Source organism: Bacteroidota bacterium, assembly GCA_016706255.1.
Taxonomy (GTDB): domain Bacteria; phylum Bacteroidota; class Bacteroidia; order Chitinophagales; family BACL12; genus UBA7236.
Window position 1 is genome coordinate 928613 of the sequence record JADJJZ010000003.1, and the last position, 14477, is coordinate 943089.

At 36.7% G+C, this 14477-nt stretch carries 11 protein-coding genes; all 11 read left to right on the forward strand.

All coding sequences use genetic code 11. The features are described 5' to 3' along the window. Positions 1-18: 18 nt before the first annotated feature. A complete protein-coding gene (locus IPI65_05790; GenBank protein MBK7441037.1) occupies positions 19-387 on the forward strand; it encodes a hypothetical protein in 369 nt (122 codons plus the stop codon). Continuing rightward, a complete protein-coding gene (locus IPI65_05795; GenBank protein MBK7441038.1) occupies positions 374-2461 on the forward strand; it encodes a transpeptidase family protein in 2088 nt (695 codons plus the stop codon). The genes IPI65_05790 and IPI65_05795 overlap by 14 nt, the downstream gene beginning before the upstream one ends. Then, a complete protein-coding gene (locus IPI65_05800) occupies positions 2458-3915 on the forward strand; it encodes a UDP-N-acetylmuramoyl-L-alanyl-D-glutamate--2,6-diaminopimelate ligase (protein ID MBK7441039.1) in 1458 nt (485 codons plus the stop codon). The genes IPI65_05795 and IPI65_05800 overlap by 4 nt, the downstream gene beginning before the upstream one ends. Then, positions 3915-5219: a phospho-N-acetylmuramoyl-pentapeptide-transferase gene (locus IPI65_05805; protein MBK7441040.1), complete on the forward strand. Its 1305-nt coding sequence runs from the start codon at positions 3915-3917 to the stop codon at positions 5217-5219. The genes IPI65_05800 and IPI65_05805 overlap by 1 nt, the downstream gene beginning before the upstream one ends. Next, the gene (gene murD / locus IPI65_05810; protein MBK7441041.1) at positions 5216-6565 is read left to right on the forward strand and encodes a UDP-N-acetylmuramoyl-L-alanine--D-glutamate ligase; all 1350 of its coding nucleotides are present in this window, start codon (positions 5216-5218) and stop codon (positions 6563-6565) included. The genes IPI65_05805 and murD overlap by 4 nt, the downstream gene beginning before the upstream one ends. Positions 6566-6583: 18 nt before the next feature. After that, the gene (locus IPI65_05815; protein ID MBK7441042.1) at positions 6584-7861 is read left to right on the forward strand and encodes an FtsW/RodA/SpoVE family cell cycle protein; all 1278 of its coding nucleotides are present in this window, start codon (positions 6584-6586) and stop codon (positions 7859-7861) included. Further along, the gene (gene murG / locus IPI65_05820) at positions 7861-8967 is read left to right on the forward strand and encodes an undecaprenyldiphospho-muramoylpentapeptide beta-N-acetylglucosaminyltransferase (protein ID MBK7441043.1); all 1107 of its coding nucleotides are present in this window, start codon (positions 7861-7863) and stop codon (positions 8965-8967) included. The genes IPI65_05815 and murG overlap by 1 nt, the downstream gene beginning before the upstream one ends. Before the next feature lie 3 nt (positions 8968-8970). Further along, complete coding sequence (locus IPI65_05825; protein MBK7441044.1) at positions 8971-10317, forward strand: UDP-N-acetylmuramate--L-alanine ligase; 1347 nt, start codon at positions 8971-8973, stop codon at positions 10315-10317. Next, positions 10314-11111 carry a hypothetical protein gene (locus IPI65_05830; protein ID MBK7441045.1) on the forward strand — a complete coding sequence of 266 codons (798 nt, stop codon included), beginning with the start codon at positions 10314-10316 and terminating at the stop codon, positions 11109-11111. Before IPI65_05825 ends, IPI65_05830 begins: the two co-directional genes overlap by 4 nt. Further along, positions 11098-12504, forward strand: a complete 1407-nt coding sequence (ftsA, locus tag IPI65_05835) for a cell division protein FtsA (GenBank protein MBK7441046.1) — start codon at positions 11098-11100, stop codon at positions 12502-12504. Before IPI65_05830 ends, ftsA begins: the two co-directional genes overlap by 14 nt. Positions 12505-12582: 78 nt before the next feature. After that, on the forward strand, positions 12583-14400 hold the full coding sequence (ftsZ, locus tag IPI65_05840) for a cell division protein FtsZ (protein MBK7441047.1): 1818 nt from the start codon (positions 12583-12585) through the stop codon (positions 14398-14400). The last annotated feature ends 77 nt before the right edge of the window (positions 14401-14477 follow it).

Consider the following 14477-nt stretch of genomic DNA (forward strand, 5'->3'; position numbering starts at 1 on the left):
CGTTTTTTATAACAGGTAATGTCAGAAAAACAACAAGATACTAAAGCACCGGAAAATAAACGCAGCCTCGCATCAATATTAAAATCGTTTGATGAGGTGAAGTTTTTTAAGTGGGAGAATATTGTAAATAATATTCCCTACTTCGTATTTATTGTAATTATTGGCATTTTTTACATCTGGAATAATCATCGTAGTGTATCAATGGACCGCGATATCAGATCAATTAATCAAGAATTACTCGAAAAACAATATTACTATAATGCAACACGCGATTCACTTACACAACACAGCCGCCAAAGCTCTGTTGCGAAACGTGTCGACACATTAAATATGCAGGAATTATCTCACCCACCTTATACCATTAAACCAAAAAGTGGAAAACACTAAAAAGGACATATTATGGAGATTGTATCTCATCCTTGCAGGGATGGTGGTGGTGGCAATTGCTATAGTTGTGCAAATTGGTAATGTACAATTTGTGCATGGTGATGAATATCGCGCAATGGCAGACAGCATGCGCACAAAACGTCAGGAAATTAAACCAACACGTGGTTCTATTTATAGTGAACATCATGACGTGCTCGCAACTTCTTTCCCATATTTTAATACTTACATGGATGCCGTTGCGCCAAGTGATGCTGATTTCAAAAAAAATATAGATTCATTAAGTATTTCGCTTTCAAAAATGTTTAAAGACAAATCGGCTGCACAATACAAACAAAAAATTATGCAGGCACGAAAACAAAAAAAGCGATATGTTGAAATACATAAAAAAGTTACGCTGCCGCAAAAGCAACAAATGGAAAATTTTCCATTGTATCGTTTAGGTCAGAATAAAGGCGGATTAATTGCTGAACCAATTGAAACACGTGAATATCCATACGGAAGTTTGGCAGTAAGAACAATTGGATATGTGCGTGATAATAATCGTGTAGGATTAGAAGGCACTTATGATACACTGCTGCGCGGGAAATCAGGTTTTGCTAAAGTTAAAAAAGTTGCCGGTGGAAGTTGGGTACGCGTAGGTGAAAAAAATGAATTGGATCCTGTTGATGGCGTTGATGTAATTACAACTTTAGATATCAATATTCAGGATATTACTGAAACAGCGTTACGTCGCGCATTGGTGAAAAATGAAGCTAAATGGGGAACGGCAGTTGTAATGGAAGTGAAAACCGGAAAAATTAAAGCCATTGCTAATTTATCGCAAACAAGCGATGGACGTTATCTGGAAAATTATAATCATGCCATTTCCACAAAAGTTGAACCGGGTTCTACATGGAAATTATTTTCCTTAATGTGTTTGTTTGAAGATGGTATTGAATTAAATGACCATGTGGATTTAAATTATGGAAAATATCAGTTCGCTGATCGAACCATGAACGACAGCGAAGAGCATAACAGAACAAATGTTACTGTAAAAACGGCCTTTGCGTTATCATCCAATGTTGGTATTTCACGTCTGGCTTACCAAATGTATCAGAAAGATCCGCAAAAATATACTCAACATTTAATTGCTTCCGGCATCACTGAAAAAACAGGAATTGAATTATCCGGCGAACGTAAACCAACATTTAAACAATACCCAAAAGATAAAAATGATTGGTATGCCACAACCATTCCATGGATGAGTGTTGGTTATGAATTAGAACTTACGCCATTACAATTATTAACCTACTACAATGGTATTGCTAATAATGGTAAAATGATGAAACCATATTTAGTGCAGGAAACACAACAATATGGTGTTACACTTCAGGAAACGGAGCCGGTTGTATTAAATGAAAAATTATGCAGTGACGCAACAATTAAAAAATTGCAGGAATGTTTATTAGCGGTTGTTGATAGCGGAACTGCAAAACATTTAAAAAACGATTATTATCAGTTTGCAGGAAAAACGGGTACTGCGAAACTGGTTGAAAATGGTATTTATACACATAATTATCTGGCAAGTTTTGCAGGATATTTTCCTTATGATAATCCAAAATATTCCATTATCGTAATGGTTAATTCTCCGAGTAAAGGAGCGTTTTACGGTGGTGCAGTTGCAGCGCCGGTGTTTAGAGAAATTGCTGATAAAGTGTATTCGCATTTTATCAATATCCGCGAACCAATTAATACAAACGATTCTCTTTTTGTTGGTGTAGATGCAAAAGCACGTGGTTATGCGTACGACTTCCGACAAATATTATCGTGGTTGCATGTTAATGAAGGATTTGATGATAATGAAGAATGGGTTGCATTAAATGCACATGGTAAATCTGCCTCTCATGAAGCAATTAAAACATATCAGTATACCATGCCTGATGTGAGAGGAATGGGTTTACGCGATGCGATGTATTTATTGGAAACAAACGGATTAAAAGTAAAAGTAAACGGAGCCGGAAAAGTAGTAACACAAAGTATTACACCCGGTCAGGCAATTATTGAAGGAACTTATGTAACGATACAATTAAATTGAAAACTTTAAATACCATATTAGCTGCTTTAGGTGATGTTGCTGTAGCAAACGATATCAATATTGCCGGAATTACTTCTGATAGTCGTCAGGTAAAACCGGGATTTGTATTTGTCGCAGTTAAAGGAAGTACTGTTGATGGTCATGAGTTTATTAATAAAGCATTTGAATCAGGTGCAGTTGCAATAATTGCAGAAAATAAGGATAACGTAACTGTTGCCGGCCATATAATAATTGTAAAAAATGCTGCTGAAGCATTGGGTAAATTGGCACATGCCTATTATGATTATCCATCTACACAATTAAAACTGGTTGGTATTACCGGAACAAATGGTAAAACCACAACGGCAACTTTAGCTTATCATTTATTAAGGGATTTAGGATTCAAAGTTGGGTTAATTTCTACCGTTGAAAATAAAATTAACGATGAAATAATTCCATCTACACATACAACACCTGATCCTGTTCAATTAAACGGATTACTGTCAAAAATGGTAGAAGCCTGTTGTGATTATGTATTTATGGAAGTGAGTTCACATGCAGCACATCAGCATCGTATTGCAGGATTGGTATTTGCGGGTGGCGTATTCACCAATATTACGCATGATCATCTGGATTATCATAAAACATTTGATCATTATATCCGCAGTAAAAAAATGTTTTTCGACGGACTTCCAAAATCGGCATTTGCATTGGTAAATGTTGATGATAAAAGGGGAGAGGTGATGTTGCAGAATTGTGCTGCCACACATTATACTTTTTCTGTAAGAGGTCCTGCAAATTTCAAAGCACAAATTAAAGAAAATCTCATTACGGGATTAGTATTAAATATTGATGGCACCGAATTTCATTCCAATTTATTGGGAGAATTTAATGCATGGAATTTATTAACTGTTTATGCTATCGGAATTTTATTAGGTTTTGAAAAAAATGAAGTATTAACAGCATTAAGTAATCAAAAACCGGTTGAAGGAAGATTTGATATTGTGTATTCTGCAAATGATATGATAACAGGTGTGATTGATTATGCGCATACACCTGATGCGGTAGAAAAATTATTATCTACTGTTCGCAGCATGTTAAAAAAAGAGCAACAATTAATTACAGTTGTAGGTTGTGGTGGCGATAGAGATAAAACCAAAAGACCTGTAATGGCAAAAGTTGCTGCAGGTTTAAGCGATAAAACGATACTCACTTCTGACAATCCGCGCAGCGAACAACCTGAAGAAATAATAAAAGAAATGGAAGCAGGTGTTGCAGGCGAATTAATTAGAAAATGTTTATCCATTACCGACCGTAAAGAAGCAATTAAAACAGCAGTAATGCTGGCAAAACCAGGTGATGTAATATGTGTTGCGGGAAAAGGCCATGAAAAATATCAGGAAATACAAGGCGTAAAATATCCTTTCGACGATAAACAAATACTTTCAGAAACATTCAAAACCCTATCGCGATAATGTTATACTATTTCTTTAACTGGCTCGATCAAAAATACGACTTCCCCGGTGCCGGGATGTTTCAATACCTCTCATTCAGAGCAGGCTTGGCGGTATTATTATCGTTGATTATTTCCATTATTATCGGAAAAAGAATTATTCGTTTTTTACAAAAACAACAAATTGGTGAATCCGTTCGTGATTTAGGATTGGAAGGACAACTCAGCAAAAAAGGAACACCTACCATGGGTGGTATCATCATCATTCTGGCATTATTAATTCCTGTCTTATTGCTGGCTGATTTGAAAAATATTTATGTGTTGCTGATGTTAATTGTTACCGTGTGGATGGGATTAATCGGATTTCTTGATGATTATATTAAAGTTTTCAGAAAAAATAAAGAAGGATTACGCGGGAAATTTAAAGTAATGGGACAAGTTGGTCTCGGCGCAATTGTGGGATTAGTATTATATTTTTCTGACGACATAAAATTGCGCGATTACGATAATATTTATGTGTATGAAGTTGAAAACGGTCAACCAGTTGGTAGACCGGTTGAAAGTTATGCAGCTCAAAATGTAAGACTTGATGGTGCAGGTATGCTGAATGAAGCCGGAGATAAATATCTGAGCCATGATACACGTTCTACAAAATCAACAATTCCATTAGTAAAAAATAATGAGTTTGATTACGAATGGTTAGTTGGTTGGGCAAGTGATGATACAAAAAAATGGTTATTTCCTTTAGTATTTGTTTTAATCATCATCATCATTATCACAGCAGTATCTAATGGTGCCAATTTAACTGATGGATTAGATGGACTGGCAGCGGGAACATCTACAATAATTGTTTTAACGCTGTTAATTTTTGCATACGTTGCAGGTAATGCCATTTTGAGTGATTATCTAAATATTATGTATATACCCGATTCCGGTGAATTGGTTGTATTTAGTGCAGCATTAATCGGAGCTTGTATCGGGTTTTTATGGTACAATGCATTTCCTGCCCAGGTATTTATGGGTGATACCGGAAGTTTAACCATTGGTGGAATTATTGCTTCACTCGCAATTGTTATTCGTAAAGAATTATTAATACCTGTTTTATGCGGAATTTTTCTCGTGGAGAATTTAAGTGTAATGATTCAGGTGAGTTATTTCAAATACACTAAAAAGAAATACGGTGAGGGCAGAAGAATATTTTTAATGAGTCCGCTGCATCATCATTATCAGAAAAAAGGCATGTTCGAAACAAAAATCGTAACACGTTTTTGGATCATCACCATATTATTAGCAATTGTTTCCATAGTAACACTTAAAGTGCGATGAAACAGAAAAAACTTGTCATAATAGGCTCAGGCGAAAGCGGAACAGGTGCTGCCATATTGGCTAAGCGCAAGGGTTTCGACGTGTTTGTGAGCGACAAGGGAAAAATAAAAGATATTTATAAAGAGAAATTAATTAAAGAAGAAATTGCTTTTGAAGAAGGGCAACATAATTACGAAATTTTATTTGCAGCAGATGAAATTATAAAAAGTCCGGGCATTCAGGAAAAATACGAAGTGATGAAAAAAATCCGCGAACGTAATATTCCTGTTGTAGGCGAAATTGAATTTGCGTGGCGGTATTGTGAAGGAAAAGTAATTGCCATAACCGGCAGTAATGGTAAATCAACTTGCACATCACTTACTTATCACATGTTGCGTAAAGCAGGGTTAGATGTAGTGATAGGAGGAAACATCGGCAAAAGTTTCGCAGAATTAATTGCAAACGGAAAAAACGAATATTATGTATTGGAAATCAGCAATTTTCAATTAGATGATGCCATTACATTTAAACCATATATATCTGTTTTATTAAATATAACACCAGACCATTTAGACAGTTATAATTATGAATTTGAACGATATATCGCATCGAAATTCAGAATTAAAATGAATCAGACAGCAGGAGATTATTTTATTTATAATGCTGATGATGCTGTAGTTACAAATGAATTAAAAAATCAATTAACAAATAACAACAGCCCAAAATTAATCCCATTCACCTTGGATGACCGACCAGGTGAAGGGGCGTGGGTTGCAGATAACCAAATACAAATCAATATCAACCAAAACAAATTTACAATGACCATCAACGAATTAGCGCTACAAGGAAAACACAACCAGTACAACACTATGGCCGCAGGCATCAGTGGGAAGTTACTCGGGTTGAACAATGAGAACATGCGTGAGAGTTTCAGCGACTTCACTTCATTAGAACACCGTTTGGAGTTTGTTGCTCAGGTGCATGGCATCGAATTTATTAATGATTCAAAAGCGACCAATGTAAATAGTTCATGGTATGCTTTAGAAAGCCAGACAAAACCGGTAATCTGGATTGTTGGCGGAATCGATAAAGGAAATGATTATGCACTCATGACCGATTTAGTAAAAAAGAAAGTAAAAGCAATTGTTTGCCTAGGAAAAGATAATACCCGCATTCAGCAGGCATTCAGCAAGTTGGTTGACATCGTTGTAAATACTGAAAGTATGCGCGATTGTGTTGAGATGGCTTATCGTCTTGGCAATAATGGTGATGTGGTTTTATTATCACCTGCTTGTGCTTCATTCGATTTATTTGAAAATTATGAAGACAGAGGTAATCAGTTTAAAGCACGTGTTCGTGAATTATAAGCGTATAAGAAATTAATTATGTCGAAACCGGTAACATTTTTATTAAGTAAAGTAAAAGGCGATCGCTATATATGGCTGGTTGTGTTTTTGCTTTCCGTTGTTTCGATATTGGCTGTTTACAGTTCAACTGAAACGCTTGCCTATAAATCTGCAGGCGGGAATACCGAATATTATTTAATTAAACATACAATCATTTTATTGTTCGGGGTTTTTCTCATGTATCTCAGTCACCTTATTCCTTATAAATATTATAGCCGTATTGCACAAATATTATTATGGTTGAGTGTTCCGGCTTTGGTTTACACCATGACGCTTGCTCCTGAAGTAAATGATGCTTCGCGTTGGATCACGTTGCCGGTAATTAACCTTACCTTCCAAACATCAGATTTGGCGCGGTTTGCACTCATTATGTATACAGCCCGTGTGTTATCGAAAAAACAGGAAAAAATGGATTCTTTTAAAGAAGCATTTATTCCGGTTATTTTACCGATAGCAATTATTTGCGCATTGATTTTACCTGAAAATTTATCTACGGCAAGTGTTTTATTTTTTTCTTGTATTGTATTAATGTTTGTTGGTCGTGTTCGTTTTAAATATATCATGCTCACGGTTGGAGCAGGTATTGTTTTACTCGGAATTATTATTGCCCTTTCCTATTTATTACCTGATGTTGGTCGTTTGGGAACCTGGAATTCGCGCGTGGAAAGTTTTATAAACGGTGGTACGGAAGATGATTCATTCCAGACTGATCAGGCAAAAATTGCTATTGCCAAAGGAATGGTATTTGGTGTTGGTCCGGGTAACTCTACACAAAAAGATTTTTTACCATATCCCTATGCCGATTTTATTTATGCAACAATTATTGAAGAATATGGAATGATTGGCGGCATATTCATCATTTTTTTATATCTCGTTTTTTTATACCGCTGTATCAAAATTGTAGCAAAAGCACCAAGTAGTTTTGGTGCACTGCTTGCAGTTGGTTTAGGCCTGGTGCTTACCATTCAGGCCTTTGTAAATATGGGTGTTGCGGTGCATTTATTACCTACAACCGGTTTAACATTGCCACTGGTAAGTATGGGGGGAACTTCACTTTGGTTTACCAGTTTAAGCATCGGAATTATTTTAAGTGTGAGCCGTGAAATTGAAATGAAGGAAGAAAAAGAAATTAAACAGGCAGAAGCAATGGAAGCTTTAGCGGAAGATGTGATAACAGAAGAAAATGATGATGCTATTCATGCTGAAGAAGAGGCATTGGAAGCAATTGCTCCCAAAAAAATAAAAAGTAAATCTTAATGGAAAAAGCAATTAATATATTAATAAGTGGTGGTGGAACAGGGGGACATATTTTCCCTGCGATAGCTATTGCCAACGAAATAAAACGCAGAAGACCTGATGCGAATATATTATTTGTGGGTGCTGAAAATAAAATGGAAATGGAAAAAGTTCCTAAAGCAGGTTATCGCATTGAAGGGTTATGGATTAGCGGATTTCACCGTGGGTTAGACATGCGTAATTTGAGTTTTCCATTTAAATTAATTGCCAGTTATTTTAAAGCCGGCAGTATTGTGAAACGATTTTCACCTGATGTAGCCATTGGTACAGGCGGGTTTGCGAGCGGACCTTCACTGAATGCCGCAATTCGTCATGGTGTACCGGCATTGATTCAGGAGCAAAATTCTTTCCCCGGAGTTACCAATAAAATATTATCCAGAAAAGCAAAAACTGTTTGTGTGGCTTATGATGGAATGGATAAATTTTTTCCTGCACAAAAAATTGTTAAAACAGGAAATCCGGTTCGACAAAATATCGTTTTGTGTAATGTGAAACCGGAAAAAGCAAGAAAAGATTTCGACCTCGATTTAGACAGTAATATATTATTAATTGTAGGAGGAAGTTTGGGTTCACGTACTTTAAATAATTGTTTAATAGCAGGACTCGATCATTTTCGCGATCAAAAAATTCAGGTCATTTGGCAAACGGGAACACTGATGTTTGATGTTTGTAAGCAGGCAGCTAAAGGATATGATAATGTTAAAGTATTCGACTTTATCGCCAATATCGACCATGCTTATGCTGCCGCAGATGTAATTGTTTCGCGCGCCGGGGCTATTGCCATTTCTGAATTGTGTTTGGTTGGCAAACCTGTAATTCTGGTGCCTTTCCCAGCTGCTGCAGAAGATCATCAAACTAAAAATGCGATGGCACTGGTGCAGGGAAATGCAGCAATTCATATCACCGATAAAAATGCGCAAACAGAATTGGTGCCTGCAGCTTTAGCATTGTTGAACGATGAAAATAAACGCAACGAAATAAGTAAAAATATTACCGAATTCGCAATTGAAGATGCGGCAGAACGCATTGTTGATGAAGTATTTAAATTAATTCCATCCACTAATTAAATTATGCAATTACAGGATATAAAACGGGTGTATTTTGTTGGAATCGGCGGTATCGGAATGAGTGCCCTTGCAAGATATTTTAAATATCTCGGCGCTTCCGTTTCCGGTTACGATCGCACTGCAACTGCATTAACAAAACAATTGGAGCAGGAAGGTATGTTTATCCATTATGAAGATAATGTGGCATTAATCGACCGTCAGGCTGATATTGTAATTTATACGCCTGCAATTCCTAAACAGCATGCTGAATTAAATTATTTTATTCAACATAATTATCCTTTATATAAACGCTCTGAAGTGTTGGGTATGATTAGTCGCGAACGCTTTACCATAGCGGTTTCCGGCTCACATGGAAAAACTACCGTTTCCAGTATGATTACCTGGATTTTGAAAGATTCAGGTTATGATTGCACTGCATTTTTAGGGGGCATCTGCACAAATTTCCATTCCAATTTTGTGATTGGTGCAAATGATGTTTTAGTTGCTGAAGCAGATGAATACGACAGGTCGTTTATGCGATTATTTCCAAATATCACTGTAGTAACGGCAGTGGACAGCGATCATCTTGAAATTTATGGTACGCAGGAGGAAGTAGAAAAAGCCTTTATTGAATTTGGAAATAAAACGGAAGTTGGCGGATTAATGGTAATTAAATCCAATTTGCCAATTATCCCACATCTCAGAGAAAAAGTTTGGCGGTACTCGTTGCAGGATACCACTGCAGATTTATACGCAAAATCTTACGAAATAACGTTGACCGGAAGTAATGTAACACTGAGCAATGGCATTTCATTTTCGCTGAAATATCCGGGCATTCACAATATTGAAAACGCTGTAGCAGCGGTTTCCGTAGCTGTTCAACTCGGAATTGCGCCTGAAAAAATCAGTGCTGCATTGAATTCATTTAAAGGCATTTATCGTCGTTTCGAAAACATGTATGCAGATGATAAAACAGTGTATATCGACGATTATGCGCATCATCCGGAAGAAATCAGAATGTTTTTAAAAAGTGTGCGTGAAATTTATAAAGGCAAAAAAATCACGGCTATTTTTCAACCACATTTATTTACAAGAACCCGCGACCTCGCAGATGGTTTTGCTGCCAGTCTCGATTTAGCGGATAACATTTTTTTATTGCCGATTTATCCCGCACGTGAAGAACCAATTGAAGGTGTAACAGCAGATACCATACTTTCTAGAATTACCAATCCGAATAAAAGTATTTTATCGAAAGAGGACTTGCTTGAAAAAATTCGCACCACAGATTTTGAAATTATCTGCACAATAGGTGCCGGTGATATCGATAAACTCGTTCAACCAATAACAGAAATCCTAAAATCGCGCAAATGAGCTGGAAAAAAAAGGTAGTTCGCGTGTTTGGAATATTGATGCTAACGGCCTGTATCATCGGTTTGGTGGTGCTTACATCGTTTAATGCCCAGAGGCAGGATGAAATTGTATGCGAAAATGTTGACATCGCTATCGACCATGAAAGCGGCATGTTTTTTTTAGATAATGAAGACGTAAAAGGAATTTTATTACATCAATTTGGCGACTCGGTAAAAGGAGATCAATTACAAAAAATTGATGTGGGCAGAATAGAAAAAGTTTTAGAAAATGATCCTTATGTGCAAGATGCAGAAACCTGGCTTGATGCAAATGGTGAATTACATATCAAAATTGTACAGAAACAGCCAATTGCAAGGGTTATTAACAAGTATGGTGTGAATTATTATATTAATGAAAATGCTAATAAGATACCTATCAGCGGTAAATTTACAACTCGTGTACCTGTAGTTACAGGAAACATACAAGAAGGCACTTATAACTCGAACATGATTGAAACCCCGGTGCTCAAAAACGTGTTGAAATTAACACGGTTCATCCACAACAACACATTCTGGAATGCCCAGATTGAACAAATCTCCGTCGCTGATAACGGAAGTTATGTGTTGATACCAAAATTGGGTGATCACAAAATTGAGTTCGGTGGAATTGATAACATGGAAGAAAAATTTCACAAGCTGGAAATTTTTTATGCGGATGGATTGAGTTATGCGGGCTGGGAAAAATATGAAACAATTAAACTCGATTATAAAGGGCAGATTGTTTGTGTAAAAAAAATCAACTATGAGCAGGAATAACCGGATAATTACAGGCCTCGACATCGGAACAACAAAAATTTGTGCTATTGTAGGACAAATTACCGAAAATGGAAAAATTGAAGTGCTGGGCATGGGTAAGGCCGATTCGTTTGGCGTTATGCGTGGTGTGGTTGCCAATATCGATAAAACGGTGGAAGCAATTAAACTCGCTGTTGCCGATGCAGAACAAAAAAGTGGTGTTACCATTCGTGAAGTTTACGTTGGTATTGCCGGACAACACATTAAAAGTTTACAACACCGCGATATCTTAACCCGCAACGATGCGGAAAATGAGATTTCAATGGAGGATATTGACCGCATGGTTGAAAACATGCAGAAATTGGTTTTACCTCCGGGCGACAGAATTATTCACGTGTTACCACAGGAGTTTATTGTTGATGGTGAACTGGGAATTAAAGATCCGATTGGTATGAGTGGTGTTCGCCTTGAAGCAAATTTCCATATCATCACCGGTCAGATTTCTGCAGCAAAAAATATTTTTAAATGCGTAGAAAAAGCGGGATTAAAAGTTACAGATTTAATTCTTGAACCACTTGCATCTTCAGCATCTGTTTTAAGTGAAGAAGAAAAAGAAGCCGGCGTTGCACTGGTTGATATTGGTGGCGGAACAACTGATATTGCTATTTTCCAGGATGGTATTATTCGTCACACCGCCGTAATTCCATTAGGTGGAAATATTATTACCGAAGATATTAAAGAAGGCTGTATGATTATGAAAAATCAGGCAGAAATTCTGAAAGTGAAATTCGGTTGTGCTTTGGCAACAGAAACTGAGGATAATGAAATTATTTCCATCACCGGATTAAAAGGTCGTGAACCAAAAGAAATTAAAGTGGAAAATCTTGCCCGCATTATTCAGGCAAGAATGGAAGAAATTCTGGAACACGTATATTATGAAATTAAATTATCAGGATTTCATAAAAAATTAATCGGTGGTATTGTTGTTACCGGCGGTGGTGCTCAGTTAAAACATATTGTTCAATTAGTTTCTTATATCACCGGAATGGATGCTCGCGTAGGGTTTCCGACTGAGTATCTTTCAAAATCAAAATCTGAAGATATTCGTCACCCGATGTATGCAACTGCAGTTGGACTTATTTTAAAAGGTGTTGAAGATCGCAACTATCGTGAACAGGTTGTAATTGAAAACGACACTAAAACCACTGCAACACCTGTATTACAGCAGGAACCGGTTACCGTAAATCAAATGCAGAACAATAATGAGAACGATGAAGCGTTTGAAACTGCAAATGATTCGTATGAAGAAAATAAATCTGAAAAAAATAAAACCGAAAAACCGGGTTGGCTTAAAAATATGCTGAGCTCAACAAAAAAATGGTTTGAGGAAGATGACGTTTCAGATTTTAAATAAAAAAAATACCTGCATCTGACCGTGCAGTTTAAATAAACCAACTAAGTAAACCTTTTATAAAAAGCGCTACAACAAATTATGTATTTCGATATACCAAAAGAACAATCATCAATTATTAAGGTAATTGGTGTTGGTGGTGGCGGATCAAATGCCGTAAACCACATGTTCATGCAGGGCATTAAAGATGTGAACTTTGTAATTTGCAATACCGATCAACAGGCATTGGAAATGAGCCCGGTTCCAAATAAAATTCAATTGGGACCAAGTCTCACAAAAGGCCGTGGAGCCGGTTCACACCCTAGTGTCGGACAACAGGCTGCAATGGAAAGTATGCAGGAAATTAAAGCCCTGCTCGAAAAAAATACGGAAATGGTTTTCATCACAGCCGGTATGGGCGGTGGAACCGGAACCGGTGGCGCTCCTGTTGTAGCAAAACTGGCAAAGGAAATGGGCATTCTTACCATCGGTATTGTTACCGTTCCTTTTGGCTTTGAAGGAAAAAGAAGAAGAACGCAGGCACATGAAGGTTTAGAAACATTAAAACATTTTGTAGATGCAATTCTGATTGTTTCCAACGATAAATTGCGTGAAATGTTTGGCAACCTCGCATGGAACGAAGCCTTTGCAAAAGCAGATGATATTTTAACTACTGCTGCAAAAGGTATTGCCGAAATTATTACCGTTCCCGGTTATGTGAACGTGGATTTTGAAGATGTGAAAACAGTATTACGCGATAGCGGTCTGGCAATTATGGGTTCAGGAAGTGCGGAAGGTGAAAATCGTGCATTGGAAGCTGTAAGTGTTGCATTGGAATCGCCATTATTAAATGATAATGATATTCGTGGTGCAAGAAATATTTTATTAAACATTTCATCCGGCTCTAAAGCTGTGTTAATGGATGAAATTGCATCTATTACCGATTATGTGCAGGAAGCAGCAGGTAACGATTGTGATATTATCTGGGGGAATTGTACAGATGAAACTTTAGGTGAAAAAATTATGGTAACGGTAATTGCAACCGGTTTCGAAACCATCGAACAACGCAATACCCGCATCAAAAAAAACACCTATAAAATCACACATGTTGATACCAACGAAATGGTTTCAACTAAACAAGCACCAGTAGCGAAAGAAACAGAAGTTTTGGAAGAACCGGTTGAAAAAGAAGAAGAACCTGAAATTAAACTGGTAAATAAAAACGAAGTTAAACTCGAAAAAAAAGAGATTAAAAAAGAAGAGGATACTAATCCGCGCCAGTTTGCATTTAATTTCGACATGTTTGCTCCGGTAGAGGAAAAAATTGAAATTAAAAAAAATCCTGAACCGGTTGCAGAAATAATAAATGAAACACCAATTACGGAAATTGTTGCTGAAGATAAAATAGAAGTAACACCTGTAGCTGTTGTTAATCCGGTAAATGAAATTACGGAAGAACCAATTGCGGAAATTAAAAATGAAACTGAAATTGAAGCCGCACCTTTCTTCGAAATTAAAAAAATAACCAAAGAAATTGTTGAAGACGATGTGCAGGCAGAGGAAGAAATAATTTCTTACGTTAAAAAAGAAGAAATTATACCTATTGCAGAAAAAGAGGAAATTACTTTAAATACTCAACGCAATGAGCCAAAAACATTTATCACAAACAACGATAAAATGGATGTGGTAAATAATGCTTCAAGCGACAGAATTAATCGCTTAAAAAGTATGAGCATGAAATTGAATAACAACAATCTGGAAGAGATTGAAAAAGTGCCTGCTTATATGCGTCGCAATATTGACCTGGAAGAAACACCTGATGCGAGAGAAATTAATGTGTCGAAATACAATGTGGTAAATGGTGAAAACGGACCGGAGTTAAAAAAGAATAATTCATTTTTGCACGACAACGTAGATTAATTCGCCAATTAATAAAATACAAGGCGCTTCGAAAGAGGCGCCTTTTTTTCTGCTATAATGGCAGATTTTGGGTCTTT

What these genes read in the sequence shown, in the direction of transcription:
- IPI65_05790 (MBK7441037.1), top strand. Translation starts at nt 19, where the DNA reads ATGTCAGAAAAACAACAAGATACTAAAGCACCGGAAAATAAACGCAGC.
- IPI65_05805 (MBK7441040.1), top strand. Translation starts at nt 3,915, where the DNA reads ATGTTATACTATTTCTTTAACTGGCTCGATCAAAAATACGACTTCCCC.
- murD (MBK7441041.1), top strand. Translation starts at nt 5,216, where the DNA reads ATGAAACAGAAAAAACTTGTCATAATAGGCTCAGGCGAAAGCGGAACA.
- IPI65_05815 (MBK7441042.1), top strand. Translation starts at nt 6,584, where the DNA reads ATGTCGAAACCGGTAACATTTTTATTAAGTAAAGTAAAAGGCGATCGC.
- murG (MBK7441043.1), top strand. Translation starts at nt 7,861, where the DNA reads ATGGAAAAAGCAATTAATATATTAATAAGTGGTGGTGGAACAGGGGGA.
- IPI65_05825 (MBK7441044.1), top strand. Translation starts at nt 8,971, where the DNA reads ATGCAATTACAGGATATAAAACGGGTGTATTTTGTTGGAATCGGCGGT.
- IPI65_05830 (MBK7441045.1), top strand. Translation starts at nt 10,314, where the DNA reads ATGAGCTGGAAAAAAAAGGTAGTTCGCGTGTTTGGAATATTGATGCTA.
- ftsA (MBK7441046.1), top strand. Translation starts at nt 11,098, where the DNA reads ATGAGCAGGAATAACCGGATAATTACAGGCCTCGACATCGGAACAACA.
- ftsZ (MBK7441047.1), top strand. Translation starts at nt 12,583, where the DNA reads ATGTATTTCGATATACCAAAAGAACAATCATCAATTATTAAGGTAATT.